The 15,047-nt window shown below is 71.0% G+C and carries 15 protein-coding genes; 3 read left to right on the forward strand and 12 right to left on the reverse strand.

What is annotated here, in order from left to right; all coding sequences use genetic code 11:
• Positions 1-162 precede the first annotated feature (162 nt).
• From ACIHFE_RS22660 to ACIHFE_RS22670, 3 genes are all read left to right on the forward strand, one after another.
• Positions 163-1,068 (forward strand): 5'-3' exonuclease H3TH domain-containing protein, encoded by a 906-nt coding sequence (locus tag ACIHFE_RS22660; protein ID WP_400109295.1) that lies wholly within the window; start codon positions 163-165, stop codon positions 1,066-1,068.
• 49 nt (positions 1,069-1,117) lie between these two features.
• Complete coding sequence (locus ACIHFE_RS22665) at positions 1,118-1,963, forward strand: siderophore-interacting protein (RefSeq protein WP_400109012.1); 846 nt, start codon at positions 1,118-1,120, stop codon at positions 1,961-1,963.
• Positions 1,964-2,093: 130 nt separating this feature from the next.
• A complete protein-coding gene (locus ACIHFE_RS22670) occupies positions 2,094-3,086 on the forward strand; it encodes a hypothetical protein (RefSeq protein ID WP_400109013.1) in 993 nt (330 codons plus the stop codon).
• On the opposite strand, the gene ACIHFE_RS22675 is transcribed toward ACIHFE_RS22670, so the two are convergent.
• From ACIHFE_RS22675 to ACIHFE_RS22730, 12 genes are all read right to left on the reverse strand, one after another.
• Entirely contained in the window at positions 3,087-3,860 is a 774-nt protein-coding gene (locus ACIHFE_RS22675) for an ABC transporter permease (RefSeq protein ID WP_400109014.1), read from the reverse strand. It lies immediately after the preceding gene.
• Positions 3,857-4,858: an ATP-binding cassette domain-containing protein gene (locus tag ACIHFE_RS22680; RefSeq protein ID WP_400109016.1), complete on the reverse strand. Its 1,002-nt coding sequence runs from the start codon at positions 4,856-4,858 to the stop codon at positions 3,857-3,859. The genes ACIHFE_RS22675 and ACIHFE_RS22680 overlap by 4 nt, the downstream gene beginning before the upstream one ends.
• A gap of 190 nt (positions 4,859-5,048) precedes the next feature.
• Entirely contained in the window at positions 5,049-5,702 is a 654-nt protein-coding gene (locus tag ACIHFE_RS22685) for a PadR family transcriptional regulator (RefSeq protein ID WP_400109017.1), read from the reverse strand.
• A gap of 138 nt (positions 5,703-5,840) precedes the next feature.
• On the reverse strand, positions 5,841-8,645 hold the full coding sequence (locus tag ACIHFE_RS22690; RefSeq protein WP_400109019.1) for a DEAD/DEAH box helicase: 2,805 nt from the start codon (positions 8,643-8,645) through the stop codon (positions 5,841-5,843).
• A gap of 44 nt (positions 8,646-8,689) precedes the next feature.
• On the reverse strand, positions 8,690-9,589 hold the full coding sequence (locus ACIHFE_RS22695) for a diacylglycerol kinase (RefSeq protein ID WP_400109020.1): 900 nt from the start codon (positions 9,587-9,589) through the stop codon (positions 8,690-8,692).
• 62 nt (positions 9,590-9,651) lie between these two features.
• Positions 9,652-10,596: a twin-arginine translocase subunit TatC gene (gene tatC / locus ACIHFE_RS22700; RefSeq protein ID WP_400109021.1), complete on the reverse strand. Its 945-nt coding sequence runs from the start codon at positions 10,594-10,596 to the stop codon at positions 9,652-9,654.
• A gap of 238 nt (positions 10,597-10,834) precedes the next feature.
• On the reverse strand, positions 10,835-11,041 hold the full coding sequence (locus ACIHFE_RS22705; RefSeq protein WP_400109022.1) for a hypothetical protein: 207 nt from the start codon (positions 11,039-11,041) through the stop codon (positions 10,835-10,837).
• A 35-nt stretch (positions 11,042-11,076) separates the two neighbouring features.
• Positions 11,077-11,322 carry a hypothetical protein gene (locus ACIHFE_RS22710; RefSeq protein WP_400109023.1) on the reverse strand — a complete coding sequence of 82 codons (246 nt, stop codon included), beginning with the start codon at positions 11,320-11,322 and terminating at the stop codon, positions 11,077-11,079.
• The gene (locus ACIHFE_RS22715) at positions 11,319-12,281 is read right to left on the reverse strand and encodes a helix-turn-helix transcriptional regulator (RefSeq protein ID WP_400109025.1); all 963 of its coding nucleotides are present in this window, start codon (positions 12,279-12,281) and stop codon (positions 11,319-11,321) included. The genes ACIHFE_RS22710 and ACIHFE_RS22715 overlap by 4 nt, the downstream gene beginning before the upstream one ends.
• Before the next feature lie 42 nt (positions 12,282-12,323).
• Positions 12,324-13,349 carry a helix-turn-helix transcriptional regulator gene (locus ACIHFE_RS22720; protein ID WP_400109027.1) on the reverse strand — a complete coding sequence of 342 codons (1,026 nt, stop codon included), beginning with the start codon at positions 13,347-13,349 and terminating at the stop codon, positions 12,324-12,326.
• A 120-nt stretch (positions 13,350-13,469) separates the two neighbouring features.
• Positions 13,470-13,844 carry an FKBP-type peptidyl-prolyl cis-trans isomerase gene (locus ACIHFE_RS22725; RefSeq protein ID WP_400109028.1) on the reverse strand — a complete coding sequence of 125 codons (375 nt, stop codon included), beginning with the start codon at positions 13,842-13,844 and terminating at the stop codon, positions 13,470-13,472.
• 59 nt (positions 13,845-13,903) lie between these two features.
• Positions 13,904-14,875 (reverse strand): FKBP-type peptidyl-prolyl cis-trans isomerase, encoded by a 972-nt coding sequence (locus ACIHFE_RS22730; protein WP_400109029.1) that lies wholly within the window; start codon positions 14,873-14,875, stop codon positions 13,904-13,906.
• Positions 14,876-15,047: the final 172 nt, after the last annotated feature.

The raw sequence follows: 15,047 nt of genomic DNA on the forward strand, positions 1-15,047 counted from the left end.
CGGACCGCGTATCCGTCATGTCGGCTTTGGACGCAACGGCTCCACTCCGGCACCGCGCCTGCCCCGCCTTATTCAGGGCAAACGGCACAGTGAGCCACTTCACACCCGGGCGTCGCGCTGTCAGTGGGGTGCGGCATCATCGACCCCGTGACCCGACGCCTGATGCTCCTCGACACCGCCTCCCTGTACTTCCGCGCCTATTTCGGGGTGCCCGAGTCCGTCAAGGCCCCGGACGGCACCCCGGTGAACGCGGTACGCGGCCTGCTGGACTTCATCGCCCGCCTGGTCCAGGACCACCGGCCCGACGAGCTGGTGGCCTGCATGGACGCCGACTGGCGCCCCCAGTGGCGGGTGGAGCTGATCCCCTCCTACAAGGCACACCGGGTGGCCGAGGAGGTGGCGGACGAGGTGGACGAGGAAGAGGTCCCGGACACCCTCTCCCCCCAGGTCCCGGTGATCGAGGAGGTGCTGGATGCCATCGGCATCGCCCGGGTGGGCGCCACGGGGTACGAGGCGGACGATGTGATCGGCACCCTGGCCGGGCGCGCCACCGGCCCGGTGGATGTGGTCACCGGCGACCGTGATCTCTACCAGCTGGTGGACGACCGGCGCGGGGTACGGGTGCTCTACCCGGTCAAGGGTGTCGGCACCCTGCAGCCGGTGGACGAGGGCTGGCTGCGGGAGAAGTACGGGGTGGACGGTCCGGGGTACGCCGATCTGGCGCTGCTGCGCGGCGACCCCAGCGATGGACTGCCGGGGGTGCCGGGAATCGGCGAGAAGACAGCCGCAAAGCTGCTGGCCTCCTTCGGTGACCTGGCCGGGATCATGGCGGCGGTGGACGACCCCACGGCCCGGCTCACCCCGGCCCAGCGGAAGCGGCTGGCCGAGGCGCGGCCGTATCTGGCGGTGGCGCCCAAGGTGGTGCGGGTGGCCGGGGATGTCCCGCTGGCGCCGTTCGACGCCGCGCTGCCGTCGGCGCCCCGGGACCCCCAGGCGCTGCGGGCCCTTTCGGACCGCTGGGGTCTGGGCGGTTCGCTGCAGCGCCTGCTGTCCGCACTGCCGGGATAAATGTTAGGTTAGGCAGCCCTTACTTCTTGTCCTTCTGGGGGGAACCGTCATGACCGAACGTCCCGTCCGCAACAAGAACCGGGTCACCCGGGCCCATGTGGTGCGCACCGAGCGGCTGACCCCGCATATGACGCGGGTGGTGCTGGGCGGCGAGGACCTGGCGGAGTTCGGGTCCGGCGCGCACACGGACCACTACGTCAAGCTGCTGTTCCCGGTGCCGGGGGCCGTCCATCCCGAGCCCTTCGACATCGAGGCCATCCGCCGGGACCTGCCGCGGGATCAGTGGCCCCGGACCCGTACCTACACGGTGCGGTCCTTCGACCGGGAGGCGCGGGAGCTGACCCTGGACTTCGTGGTCCACGGCGACCAGGGCCTGGCCGGCCCCTGGGCGCTGCGGGCCCGGCCGGGCGAGGAGATCCACTTCCTGGGCCCCGGTGGTGCGTACTCCCCCGACCTCACGGCGGACTGGCATCTGCTGGCCGGTGACGAGAGCGCGCTGCCCGCCATCGCCGCCTCGCTGGAGCGGATTCCCGCAGGCGCCACGGTACGGGCGTTTGTCGAGATCGCCGGTGAACAGGAGCGGCAGAAGCTGGAGTTGGCGCCCGGCATCGAGGTGGTCTGGCTGCACCGTGAGAACCGCCCGGTGGGTGAGGCCTTGATCGAGGCGGTGCGCGCGCTGGAGTTCCCGCCCGGTGAGGTCCATGCCTTCGTCCATGGCGAGGCCGGTTTCGTCAAGGAACTGCGCCGCCATCTGCGCCTGGAGCGCGGCATTCCGCGAGAGCGGCTGTCCATCTCCGGCTACTGGCGCCGGGGCCATGACGAGGATGGCTGGCAGGCGTCCAAGCGGGAGTGGAACCAGCGGGTGGAGACCGAGCAGGAGGGCTCGGCGGCGTAGGCGCCGGGTGCGCTCGGTGCCATCTCGGGGGCGGGGTGCGCCCGTTGTGCTTCAGTGCGGGTCGTCGGTGGCTGGTCGCGCAGTTCCCCGCGCCTCTGATGGGGCGCGCTGAAGCGGGTATCGTCACCGAATGCGTCATATCCGAATACCCGTGGCCACTCTGGCCGTTACCACCGCCCTCGTCCTGGGCTGTGCCGGTTTAGCGTCCGGCGCGCCGGTCGACGACGACGGCGAACACATCGAGGTGGGTACCGACGACGAGGCGGCGCCCCGGGGCGGTGACATCCAGTTCAGAGCGGACATCCCATGGGGAGTGGACAAGCCCCGCCGCGTCGTCTTCGAGTCACCGGCCCTGCCGCACGGCTACCCGGTTGACCAGAAGCACTTCGGCGCGTCCAAGGATGACGACGCGATTCCGGAGGTGCTGGTGCATCTGCCCTGTGACATCAAGCCGGGCACCTATCCGGTGACCGTGCGGACCAGCGGCCGCAAGAGACCCACCGACCCGGGCAAGTTCCGAGTGACTTCCGATATCGCGCCCCGCTGCAAGGACAGGACGGGCTCGGACACCGAACGCCTCGCCCCCGGCGTGGCGGTGGAGCTCTCCCACAAGGCTCCCCAGGATCCACAGCGTGGATCCTGGGTGACTTTCACCATCAGAGCCGACCTGCGCACCCTGCGGCTGGACGACTACCTCATCCTGCGGTCGCCCGCCTTCGTCAGGCCGGTGCGACGCAAGACATCCGGCTTCCGGACCCTGCCGGGACAGCTGGCCAGCCCGATCGAGGCACTGGTGGACTGCGCCACCAAACCGGGCAGTTACCTGGTGGAGGTGGTGCGCGAGCACGGCGGCGGCAAACCGCTGGCCGCCACCGTGTTCACCGTGCCGGAGCGGATGGACCAGTCCCACCGCGACTACTGCGCCAAGCCCCGGAAGTACCCCGAGCCCGTGGAGCGCACCAGCGAGGAAGATCCGCAGGAAGACCCCCCGCCGGTCCACGGCCTGGGCCCCGGTGCCGTGGCCGGGATCGCCGCGGGTTCGACCCTGCTGGGCGCGGCGGGCGGCGCCTGGCTGATGGCGTGGCGCCGCCGCCGCGCCCAACGCGCTGATGAACCCCGCTAGTTACACCGACCGCTGATAGGCGCGGAAGGTCCGGGTGGACAGCCACACCGCCACCACCGCGGCCAGCAGCAGCGCCCCGCCCCGCCCGAGCACCACGCCCCAGTCCGGGTCGGCGGACATCGCCGAACGGCCCGCCACCAGCGCCCAGTCGAGCGGGTTGAACTCGGCGATATGCCGCATCCAGGACGGCATCAGCACCGGCTTCATAAAGGCCGAGGAGAGGAAGGTCAGCGGGAGCAGCAGAAAGGTGTTGATCCCGATGATCGACTCCCGCTGGCGCACCAGCATCCCCAGGGCGTTGGAGCCCGCTCCGATCAGGGTGCCCAGCAGCACCGAGGCGGCCACCAGGACGGCCAGTCCGGCCACGCCGCCGGGGTAGTCGGCGCCCCCCGCCTTGCCCAGCAGCACAATGATCACCGATTGCACGGCGGTGCTCAGCCCCTGCTGGACCACATTGGCGTTCATCAGCGCGCTACGGCTGACCGGAGTGGTCAGGAAGCGGTTGAGTGTGCCGCGCTCGATCTCCTCCAGGGTGCCCATGCCCGCCCACATGGCGCTGGACAGGGCGCTCATGGCGACCACTCCGGGCACCAGGTAGTCCAGGTAACTGCCGCCGAAGCCGGGCAGTTCCACCACCTTGCGGAACAGGGCCCCGAAGAGGAACAGCCAGATCACCGGCTGGATGAGGGTGATCAGCAGAAAGGCCGGCTGCCGGAGCAGCGCGGTCAGCTGACGCTGGGTCATATACCAGGTCTGGCGCAGGGTCTCGGTCACTTGGCACCTCCGGCCGGCGTCAGGACGGCGTTGGCCTCGGCGAAGCGGCGGCCCGCGTGGCGCAGATAGACATCGTCCAGGGACGGGCGGGCGACGGTGACCGCGGCGGCCCGGGCGCCCTCGCGCTGCAGTACGGCCAGTACCGCGGGCACCGCGGTGCCCCCGTCATCGGCCCGGGCGCTCAGCTGTCGGCCGTCGAAGGCGACCTCGCGCACTCCGGCGAACTCCCCGAGCGCGGTGGCCAGCAGCCGGGCCTCGACCTCGCCCGGGGCCTCGTCCAGCTCGATCTGGACGGCATCGCCGCGCAGTTCGGCCTTGAGCTCGTCGGGGGTGCCGGTGGTGACCACCTGGCCGCGGTCCACGATGGCGATGCGTTCCGCCAGGCGGTCCGCCTCTTCCAGATAGTGCGTGGTGAGCACGATGGTCAGGCCCTCGTCACCGGCCAGCCGGCCGATCTCCTCCCACATGGCGGTGCGGGCCTCGGGGTCCAGGCCGGTGGTGGGCTCGTCGAGGAAGAGCACCTGGGGCCGGTGCACCAGGCCCAGTGCCACATCCAGACGGCGCTGCATACCGCCCGAGTAGGTCTTCACCGGGCGCCCGGCGGCGTCCGTCAGCGCGAAGCGGTCCAGCAACTCCCGGACCCGTTCGGCCAGTCGGGCGCCGCGCAGGCCGTAGAGCCGGCCCTGGAGCAGCAGGTTCTCCCGGCCGGTGGCCACCGGGTCGGCGCCGGAGCGCTGGGCCACCACCCCGATGGCCCGCCGCACCCGGTCCGGGTGGCGCAGCACATCATGACCGGCCACGGTGGCGGTGCCGGAGTCGGGCCGGGCCAGGGTGGTGAGGATCTTGACGGTGGTGGACTTGCCGGCGCCATTGGGCCCCAGCAGGCCGAAGACGGTGCCGGGCCGCACTGTGAGGCTCAGCCCGTCCAGGGCGGTGACCCCGCCGGGATAGGTCTTGGTCAGGGCGCTCGCCTCGACAGCGGGCGGGGCTGTGTTCATGGGGGATGGGCTCATCGCTGAGCGACCTCCGTGATCTCGGTGTTCGGTGTAGGCCGAACCGATCTACGGAGCGGAGCCGGGCTATTGTGGGTGTGCCGCACCTCGGGCGCCCGGCCTGCCTCACCGCAGGTCCGTTCGGGGTCATAGGGACCCCGGCGGGGCTGTTGGCGCAGCGCCGCCGGGGTCCGGTTTACTGGTCGGTGGTCTGGTCGGTGGTCTCCTCCAGGTCCCGCAGGGCGTCGGGGATCTTGCCGGTCTCGCTGATCTCGCGCCAGACCTCGGCCCCGCTGAGGGTGCCCTGGTCCAGTTCCTCCCGGAAGCCCTGGATCCAGGCGATCTCCGCCTCGATCATGTGCAGTTGGTACTCCGTCTCGATCAGCACCACCCTGGGCAGGGTGTCCGTGAAGCCCCTGAGGCCCTCGCGGATCGCGGCGGTCTGGGCCTGGCGGGCGGCCAGCCGCTGGTCGAGAAGCTCCCGGGCCTCGTCGATATGCAGGGCCAGGATCAGCGAGAGGGCCGTCTCGAAGAGCGGGAACTCATGCACCGGGACGGCCACCAGCTCGGCCAGCCAGTCATGCATCTCCCGGCGCCCTTCGGGGGTGAGCGCATAGACCGTGCGCTCGGGGCGATTGCCCTGCCGCTGGACGTCGGAGACCTCGATAAAGCCGTGCTTGTGCAGGTTGTGGACAACGGTGGAGAGCGAACCGTAATTGATCTTGATGCTGTGCTCCTTACCGCGTTCCCGCAGCAGGCGCGCGACCCCGTACTGATGCAGGGGCCGCTCCGACAGGATGGTCAGCACGGCCAGCGCCAGGGGGTTGCTCAGCTTGCGTTTGGCCGCCATTACGATTCCCCGCTTCCGTATACCCGTGGACGAGCATATCGCGAGCTTCCGGCGGGCGTCCAGGTCGCGATGCATCGCGTCCTGGTAACGAAAAGAGCCCGCCCCCTCTCCAGGGGGCGGGCTCCGCACACCGGGGGCTCAGCCCACCGAGGAGTAGGCCACCACGCCGCGCAGCAGGCCGTCCACCGCCTTGCGGGCGCTGCGCGCCACCGTGCTGCCGGGCGGGGCCGCCGCCGCGATCTGACCCAGCACATCGATCAGTTGCTTGCACCAGCGGACGAAGTCACCGGCCGGCAGCTCTATTTCCCGGAGCACCTCATCCAGGCTGCCGCCGGAGGCCCAGCGGTGCGCGGCCCAGGCGAAGCCCAGGTCCGGCTCGCGCTGGCCGACCCCCTCCGCCTGATTGATCTTGTGCTCCTCCTCCAGGGCGTCCAGCCGGCCCCAGATGCGCACCATCTCACCGAGCGCGGCCCGGGCCGGGCCCGAGGGCGCCTTGGGTGCCATGGTGTCATCGGTCTGCCGGGACTCGTACACCAACGCCGAGGCACAGGCGGCCAGATCGGCCGGGTCCAGCCCCTCCCAGATGCCCTCGCGCAGGCACTCCGAGGCCAGCAGGTCCAACTCGCCATAGAGCCGGGCCAGTCGGTGACCGTGCTCGGTCACCTCCTCGCCCCGCAGATAGTCCAGATCGGTCAGCAGACGGCAGATCCGGTCGAAGGTACGGGCGATGGTGTTGGTACGGCCCTCGATACGCCGCTCCAACTGGCGGGTGTCGCGCTGCAGTCGGTGGTAGCGCTCGGACCAGCGGGCGTGGTCCTCCCGCTCGTCACAGCCATGGCAGGGGTGCGCCCGCAGCTCGGCGCGCAGCCGGGTGATCTCGGTGTCATCGGCGGCCGCGGCCCGGGGGCGGCGGTGCCGCTCGGGGACCAGGTGCCCGGCCTTGGTGCGCAGCGCGGAGGCCAGGTCGCGGCGCGACTGGGGGCTGCGCGGGTTGAAGGTCCGCGGGATGCGCATCCGTTCCAGCGGCTCCACGGGGACCGGGAAGTCCATCGCGGCCAGCCGTTTGACCTGCCGTTCGGCGGTGAGCACCAGCGGGCGCGGGCCGTCGAAGGAGTCATAGCCGCGGTGCCGGTCACTGCGGCCGGGCAGGCCCGGGTCCAGCACCAGCGCCAGTCCGGCGTACTTGCCGGTGGGCACGTGGATGATGTCGCCCGGCTTGAGGCGCTCCAGCGCGGCCGCGGCCTGCGCCCGGCGCTGGCTGGCACCCTGCTTGGCCAGCTCGTTCTCGCGCTCCTTGAGCTCGCGGCGCAGCCGCATGTACTCCTCGAAGTCGCCCAGGTGACACTGGATGGCCTCGCGGTAGCCGGCCAGGCCCTCCTCGTTGCGCTGCACCTGGCGGGAGATGCCCACCACCGACTTGTCCGCCTGGAACTGGGCGAAGGAGGTCTCCAGCAGCTCCCGCGAGCGGTGCCGGCCGAACTGGGCGACCAGGTTGACCGCCATGTTGTACGAGGGCTTGAAGCTGGAGCGCAGCGGGTAGGTGCGGGTGCCGGCCAGGCCGGCCAGCGCCGCCGGGTCCATGGCGCGCTGCCAGAGCACCACGGCGTGGCCCTCGACATCGATGCCGCGCCGTCCGGCCCGTCCGGTCAGCTGGGTGTATTCGCCGGGGGTGATGTCGGCGTGGGTCTCGCCGTTCCACTTGACCAGCTTCTCCAACACCACCGAGCGGGCGGGCATGTTGATGCCCAGTGCCAGGGTCTCGGTGGCGAACACCGCCTTGACCAGGCCCTGGACGAACAGCTCCTCCACCACCTCCTTGAAGGTGGGCAGCATGCCCGCGTGGTGCGCGGCGATGCCCCGCTCCAGGCCCTCCAGCCACTCGAAGTAGCCCAGCACATGGAGGTCTTCACGGGGGATGGAGGCGGTGCGCTCCTCCACGATCTCCCGGACCCGGTGGCGCGCCTCCTCGTCATTGAGCCGCAGGCCGGAGTAGAGGCACTGCTGGACGGCCGATTCACAGCCGGCCCGGCTGAAGATGAAGGTGATGGCGGGCAACAGGCCCTCGGCGTCGAGCCGTTCGATGACCTCCACCCGGCTGGGCGTCCAGATCCGGCTGCGCTGGCGGCGCTCGCGTTCCCGGTCGGCATCGCGCATATTGCGCCGCCGGTCCCGGCCCAGCGGGCGGCTGTTCTCCATCCGGGCCAGGCGCACCAGGTCGGGGTTGACCTCGCGCCGGGTGCCCTGCCGGCCTTCCTTCTCCTCGAAGAGGTCGTACATCCGCCGCCCGGCCAGCACATGCTGCCACAGCGGCACCGGGCGGTGCTCGGAGACGATCACCTGGGTGTCACCGCGCACCGTGTCCAGCCAGTCGCCGAACTCCTCGGCGTTGGAGACGGTGGCGGACAGGGAGACCAGGGTCACCGACTCCGGGAGGTGGATGATGACCTCCTCCCAGACGGCGCCGCGGAAGCGGTCGGAGAGGTAGTGCACCTCGTCCATCACCACATGGCCCAGGCCGTTGAGCGCCTGTGAGCCGGCGTAGAGCATGTTGCGCAGCACTTCGGTGGTCATCACCAGCACCGGGGCGTCGCCGTTGATGCTGTTGTCACCGGTGAGCAGGCCGACCTGCTGGGCGCCGTAGCGGGCCACCAGGTCGTTGTACTTCTGGTTGGAGAGGGCCTTGATGGGTGTGGTGTAGAAGCATTTACGGCCTTGGGTGAGGGCCAGGTGGACGGCGAACTCGCCGACGATGGTCTTTCCGGAGCCGGTCGGCGCGGCGACCAGCACTCCCTTCCCGGCCTCCAGGGCCTTGCAGGCCTCTATCTGGAAGGGGTCGAGCTCGAATTCGTACATCTCGCGGAACGGGGCCAGAGCGGTGGCCTGCTCCGCGGCGCGCTGCCGGGCCAGGGCATAGCGCTCAGCAGGGGACATGTCCTCGGTCATCTTGCTTACGAGCCTACCGGCGGCCTCGGACATCCACCGGATCTTTATCCGGCTCCCAGCAGCCGCACCGCGCCCGGCACGGTTTCGGCCGTCAGCGGCAGCGGTCCCAGCGGCTCGCCGTCCGCGTAGCCGGTGACCGCCCCGGCGGCCAGCGTGACGCGGGCCGCGCGGTGCACGGTGACCTTGGGGTGGCCAAGGTGGCTGCCCCGGTAGACCCGGGGGAAGACGCCGAGCAGGGTGCTGCGGCGGCACGGGCCGACCACGGTGATGTCGAACAGCCCGTCGTCCAGCCGGGCATCGGCGCAGATGCGCATGCCGCCGCCGTAGGAGGATCCGTTGCCCACCGCCACCAGGGTCGCCTCCAGCTGGAGCTCGGGGCCGTCGTCCAGGCGGATGCGGTACGGGATCGGGCGCAGCGCGGCCAGCTCGGCCAGCAGTGCCAGGTCATAGCGCAGCCGGCCGCGGGGGAAACGCATCCGGTTGCCGCGGTCGTTGACCCTGGAGTCCAGGCCGGAGGCGAGGACGGTGCCGAACCAGGTGCCGGAGCCGGTGAGCCGGCCCAGGTCGCGCGGGCGGCCGCCGTTCTCCTTGAGGGAGGCGGCGATCAGGCGGGCCGCCGCCTCGCCGTCGCGCACCGGCAGGCCGTTGGCGCGGGCGAAGTCATTGCCGGTGCCCACCGCCACCACGCCCAGCGGGGTGTCGGTGCCGGCCACGGCCTGCAGGGCCAGGGAGACCATGCCGTCCCCGCCGACCGCGATCAGCGCGCCGGTGCCGGCGGCCACCGCCTCCCGGGCCCGCCGCAGCGCGTCGGGGGCGTCCATGCCCAGGACGGTACGGACCGAGTAGCCGGCCCGGCGCAGCACCCGGGCGGCGGGCAGGGCGGCGCGGGCGCCCCGGCCGCGGCCCGCCGTGGGATTGACGAAGAGCGTGAGATCGCTGGTCACCCGCCGGACCTTATCGGCAACCGTGCGATTGCGGGGCCGGGGGGTTCGGCGGGCGGGCCGGATCAGGTCACGTCGTCGTAGCCGCGGTGGGCGGTACGGTCCTCGGACTGCTCGGGCAGCACCGGCAGCGGCTCCACATCACCGATGCTCTGCGGGGTCAGGTCCAGGCGCGAGGCCTCGTCCTCGGACAGGCCCGCGTCCGGGTCGGCGTTGCGCCGGCGCCTGTCGTTGAGCAGGGCGATGCCCACCGCGATGAAGTAGAGCGCCACGATCGGGCCGGCCAGGGCGAACATCGAGAACGGGTCGGCGGTGGGCATGGCGAACGCCGCGAAGACGGTGACGCCCATGACCATGCCGCGCCACCAGCCCAGCATCCGGCGGCCGGTGAGCACCCCGCCGAAGTTGAGCATCATCAGCACCAGTGGCAGCTCGAAGGAGAGGCCGAAGACCACGACCAGGCGCACCACCAGGTCGATCACCTCGTCCAGCGGCAGCAGGTTGGTGACCCCGCCGGGGGTGAAGTCGATCAGCATCCGGGCCGCGGAGGGCAGGATCAGATAGGCGAACCAGCCGCCGGCGGCGAACAGCGGCACACCGGCCGCGACAAAGCCCAGCGCGTACTTCTTCTCGTGCCGGTGCAGGCCGGGCGCCAGGAACGCCCACAGCTGGTAGAGCCAGACCGGGCTGGCCAGCACCAGGCCGGACATCAGGGAGACCTTCACCGCCAGGGAGAAGGGCTTCATCAGGCCGGACATGGTGATGTTGCCGCAGGGCTTGTGGTCGCCCTTGTGACTCAGCTGCGACAGGTCGACATCACACTGCACCGCCTTCTGGATGGGGTGCTGGAAGATCTGGATGATGTCCTTGTAGAAGAAGGCCGCGATGATGGCCACGACGGCGATCGCCAGGACGGACTTCGCCAGCCGGTTGCGCAGCTCGCGAAGGTGCTCCACGAGCGGCATCCGCCCCTCGGGGTCCTTCTCCATCTTGCGGGCGGACTTCAGCAACCCACATCCCTATCTCGTGCGGCAGACGGTGACCGGAGACGGCCGTCTGGTCGTTCTGGTCAGCCCTGGGTGGAACGGTCGGCGTGCTGGTGCACCGGGCGCGAGGTCACTTCACCGGGAGCCGCCTTGATCGTAGCGGCGCCGGGCGATCGTAACGCGCGGCGGTGAACGCCTGGCAATCCCTTGACGTACACCGAGTGCCGCCCGCCCGGTCCAGGGTAACCGGCGGGCGCCGGGATCAGTCCTGACGCGGGGTATGAGCGGTCCGGGCGGCCAGCGGGATGGCGGCGCGTTCCAGTTCCTCGGTGGCGCGGGTGATCCGCCGGGAGCTCTCGGCGACCTCGTGGGCCAGCCGGCGCACCTGGACCAGCACCCGGGCGGTGAGCAGGCCGAGCACGGCGATGCCGCAGAAGCCGAGGGCGATGGCGGTCATGGGCCAGAACATGGGGTGAACCTATCGGGGCCGGGCGGTGGGGTGCGTCAGAGGGTGGAGTGCAGCCGCAGGGTGCGCACCCCGCCGCCGGTGAGCAGTTCGACGATGCGCTCGCCGGCCGGCTTGCGCACCGCCGCACCGCAGTCGGGGCAGGTGAAGGAGTAGAAGGTGGTACGGCGGCTGGCGCCGATGGCCAGCCGCAGCGCCGTGGCGTCCAGTTCGAAGCGGCCCCGGCAGTCGGGGCAGGCGGCCTTGAAGACAGCGATGTCGGTGACGTCCACGGCCGCCCTCATTCCCCGTAGGCAGCCAGCGCCGCCCGGGCCGCCTCCCGGGCCCGCTCCGCGAGGTCCGGCGGGGAGACGATCCGGCCGTCCCGGCCCAGACGCAGCGCCAGCCGGCGCAGTGAGGCCGGGTCGGGGGTGCGCAGGGTGATGCGCAGGCCGCCGTCGGGCAGTTCCTCGGCGCTGTCGTGCGGGTAGTACTCGGCCACCCAGCGGCCGCCGGGGCCCGTTTCGATGACCACCTCGGGGTCCTCGGCGGCGGGCTGCACCAGTCCGGCGGACAGGTCGCGCAGTTCGACCGGCGGCGGGTCGGCGGTCTCGTCCAGCAGCCGGATCTCGGCCACCCGGTCCAGGCGGAAGGTGCGCCGGGCCTCGGAGAGGCGGCACCAGGCTTCCATATAGGTGTGGCCCACGGCGAACAGCCGGATGGGGTCGACCTCGCGCTCGGTGAGCTCGTCCCGGGCGGGTGAGTAGTAGCGCAGCCACAGCCGGCGGCGTTCGGAGATGGCCCGGTCCACATCGGCGAAGACCCCGCCCTCGGACTCGAAGCTGACCGACAGCCGGGAGCTGGCCCCGGCGGCCTCGCCGGCCGCGGCCTCGATCTTGGCGGTGGCCCGCAGCAGGGCCTGCCGGTCGCTCTCCCGCAGGCCGGGCAGGGTGGCCACGGCGCGGGCGGCCACCAGCAGGGCGGTGGCCTCGTCGGCGGCCAGCCGCAGCGGCTCGCCGGTGCTGGTGCCGGAGGCGTCCGGGTTGTGCCACCAGATGCGGTCGCCGTCGGTGTCGATGTCCAGCAGGTCGCCGCCGCGGAAGCTGGTGCCGCACATGGGCAGCACATCGAGGTCGCCGATCAGCTCGTCCTCGGTGATCCCGAAGGCGCGCGCCACATCGGCCACCCGGGCACCGGGGCGCTCGCGGAGATAGGTGACCAGCGACAGCATCCGCCGGGTCTGGTCAATGGCGTTCTGGGCCATGTGAAGTCGGTTCCGTTCCCTTCCTCTGGAGCCTGGGGCCGGTCAGCCCTTGGCCACGGCGCGCAGCCGGTCGATGACCTCGCCGCGCAGCTCGGCCGGTTCCAGTACCACCACATCCGGTCCGAACTCCACCAGCCAGGCGTCCAGCCCGTGCCCATAGGGGATCTCCAGCTCGTCCCAGCCCTCGTCCGCCGCGCGCACCGTGAGAGCGCGGGCGCGCAGCGGATAGCCATGGCCGGCCCGGACCTTGATACGGGCGGTGCCGGTGGCGGTCTCCCCCGCCCAGGTCTCCACCGTCTCGCGCACCGTGACATGGTCGGGGACGGGGGCGGTGAAGGGGAGGCTTCGGGAGCGGACCCGGCCGGTGATCCGGGAGAGCCGGAAGACGCGCTCGGCCCGGCGGTCGCGGTCCCAGCCGGCCAGGTACCAGTGGCCCCGCCAGCACTCCAGGGTCCAGGGCTCGACCTGGCGCTGCTCGGGGCGGGCGGCATTGGCCTTGCGATAGTCGAAGATCACCGGGCGGCGGTCGCGGGCGGCCAGCATCAGCGGCTCAAAGGCGGCCTCGTGCACCGGGATACGGGTCTCCAGGGCGCTCGTGGTGCCATAGGGGTCCTCCGCCAGCGGCATTCCGGCGGCGCGCAGCTTCTGCAGCGCCCCGCTGGCGGCGGCGGCCAGCCGGGCCTGCTGCCAGACCTTGGCGGCCAGACCGAGCGCGGCGGCCTCGGCCACATCCAGGGTGATGGGGGGCAGCCGGTTGCTGTCACGGCGGGCGAGATAGCCGGTCTCGCCGTCCACGCCCTCCACGGTCTCGATGATCAGACCGAGCTCGCGGAGGTCCTCCTTGTCCCGCTCGAACATGCGGTTGAAGGCATCGTCGCTGCCCTGGAGGGCGACGCCGGACCCGTTCACCGGACCGTTCCCCGGCCCGAAAGCCGCGCCATGGCCCGGCCCGAAGGCCTCGATGTAAGCCTCGATCGAACCGCGCAGCTCCCGCTTGCTCAGCGGGCGGCGCGTGCCCAGCAGGCACAGCGCCAGATTCATCAGCCGCTCGGCCTTGGCAATCGCCATCGACGCCCTCTCGCCCCGTCCTGGTGTTGTTTCAACCGATGACCGTACCGTCCACAGTACGCAGGGCAAAAGCCGAGGGCCCGCGCGGCTGCGCGGGCCCTCGGTCCGGGGTGCGGATCCTCAGACGCCCATCAGGTCGCAGACGAAGATCAGCGTCTCACCGGGGGCGATGACGCCGCCGCCGGCGCCGCGGTCGCCGTAGGCGAGGTGGGCCGGGATGGTCAGCTTGCGCCGGCCGCCCACCTTCATGCCCTGGATGCCCTTGTCCCAGCCCTGGATGACCTGGCCGGCCCCGAGCTTGAACTCCAGCGGGTTGCCACGGTTCCAGCTGGCGTCGAACTCCTCGCCGGTGGAGAAGGCCACGCCCACGTAGTGGACCTTGACGAAGTCTCCGGCCTTGGCGACCGGGCCGTCGCCCTCCCAGATCTCGACGATCTCCAGGTCGGTGGGAACCGGACCCTCCGGAAAGTCGATCTCCGGCTTCTCGATGTTCACCTAAGTGCTCCTAGGAAGGGGGTTCTGCGGATAACCGTGCAAGTTTCGCAGACGATCGATCAGACCTTGCCCACGATGTCCACCACAAACACCAGGGTGGCTCCCTTGGGGATCCCACTGGTCTGCGGCGGATTGTCGCCATAGGCGAGATTGGCGGGGATCACCAGCTCCACCCGGTCCCCCACATGCTTGCCGACCAGCCCCTTGTCCCAGCCGGGGATCACCGAACCCACCCCGATCTGGAAGGCGGTGGCACCGGGCGGACTGTGGTCCCAGGTGGAGTCGAACTTCTTGCCGTCGTCCCACTTGACCCCGGTGTACTGGGCGATCAGGCCGTCCCCGGCCTTCACCTCCGGGCCGCTGCCCTTGATCAGCACCTGCTGCTTGAGGTCGGCCGGCGGCTTCTCACCCTTGGGGATGGTGATGTCCGCCGGCTTCTGCGACTCCACCTTCACCATCGGCATGCCCGGCTGCGGCGCCTCCGGCTGCCCGCCGGCCTCGGCCTTGGGATCCACCTGCTGGGCCCCGACCACATCCAGGACCCACAGCAGACCGTCCTCCGGACTCAGCTGGCTCTGCCCGGCCTGGTCACCGAGCATCGCCTTGACCGTGCCCTCGACCCGGACCCGGGAACCGACCCGCTGCCCCTGCAGCGAGTCGATCACCTTGGGCGGCACCAGCTGGCCCGCCGGCTGACCCAGCTGCTGCACCGCCTGCCGACGCACCCCATTGCTCACCTGCGACTGCTGCGCCCAGGAACCGTCGAAGGTCTTGCCGTCCTTGAGCGTCGCGGCGGCATAGTCGGCCCGGACGAAGGCACCCTTGGCCACCACGGGCCCATTGCCCTGGGACACCACCGACACCGTGAGGGTGTCCTTCGCCTTGGCCCCCTTGGAGGTGGAGATCACCGGCTTCTCGCCGAACTTGCCCTCCACGCTCACCTTGCCGGACCCGTCGTCGGAGCCACAGGCCACGGCGGTGAACAGCAGCAGCGGGACGGCCAGCGCGCCAACCCGCCGGCGAATCCGCACGGAACTCCGCGGACTCGAACTCTTCGGACATGAACGAACAAGGGGGATGGACACCCCGGGGAATCGCAGCATCGGTCCAACTCGGGCTAGGCGGTGGCGGAACAGTGGCCGCCACTCTATGACCTGAGTCACAGCGAATTGCCGCGTTCGACACGGACATACGCCGGATCCG

The sequence above is a fragment of the Streptomyces sp. NPDC052396 genome, from assembly GCF_044593195.1.
Classification (GTDB): Bacteria; Actinomycetota; Actinomycetes; order Streptomycetales; family Streptomycetaceae; genus Streptomyces.

Excerpts from the sequence above, each read along its gene's own strand:
- ACIHFE_RS22685 (WP_400109017.1), bottom strand. The coding sequence starts at position 5,702 with ATGGCGGCCAAACGCAAGCTGAGCAACCCCCTGGCGCTGGCCGTGCTG.
- ACIHFE_RS22690 (WP_400109019.1), bottom strand. The coding sequence starts at position 8,645 with ATGACCGAGGACATGTCCCCTGCTGAGCGCTATGCCCTGGCCCGGCAG.
- ACIHFE_RS22665 (WP_400109012.1), top strand. The coding sequence starts at position 1,118 with ATGACCGAACGTCCCGTCCGCAACAAGAACCGGGTCACCCGGGCCCAT.
- ACIHFE_RS22680 (WP_400109016.1), bottom strand. The coding sequence starts at position 4,858 with ATGAACACAGCCCCGCCCGCTGTCGAGGCGAGCGCCCTGACCAAGACC.
- ACIHFE_RS22660 (WP_400109295.1), top strand. The coding sequence starts at position 163 with ATGCTCCTCGACACCGCCTCCCTGTACTTCCGCGCCTATTTCGGGGTG.
- ACIHFE_RS22720 (WP_400109027.1), bottom strand. The coding sequence starts at position 13,349 with ATGGCGATTGCCAAGGCCGAGCGGCTGATGAATCTGGCGCTGTGCCTG.
- ACIHFE_RS22715 (WP_400109025.1), bottom strand. The coding sequence starts at position 12,281 with ATGGCCCAGAACGCCATTGACCAGACCCGGCGGATGCTGTCGCTGGTC.
- ACIHFE_RS22705 (WP_400109022.1), bottom strand. The coding sequence starts at position 11,041 with ATGTTCTGGCCCATGACCGCCATCGCCCTCGGCTTCTGCGGCATCGCC.
- ACIHFE_RS22710 (WP_400109023.1), bottom strand. The coding sequence starts at position 11,322 with ATGAGGGCGGCCGTGGACGTCACCGACATCGCTGTCTTCAAGGCCGCC.
- ACIHFE_RS22670 (WP_400109013.1), top strand. The coding sequence starts at position 2,094 with ATGCGTCATATCCGAATACCCGTGGCCACTCTGGCCGTTACCACCGCC.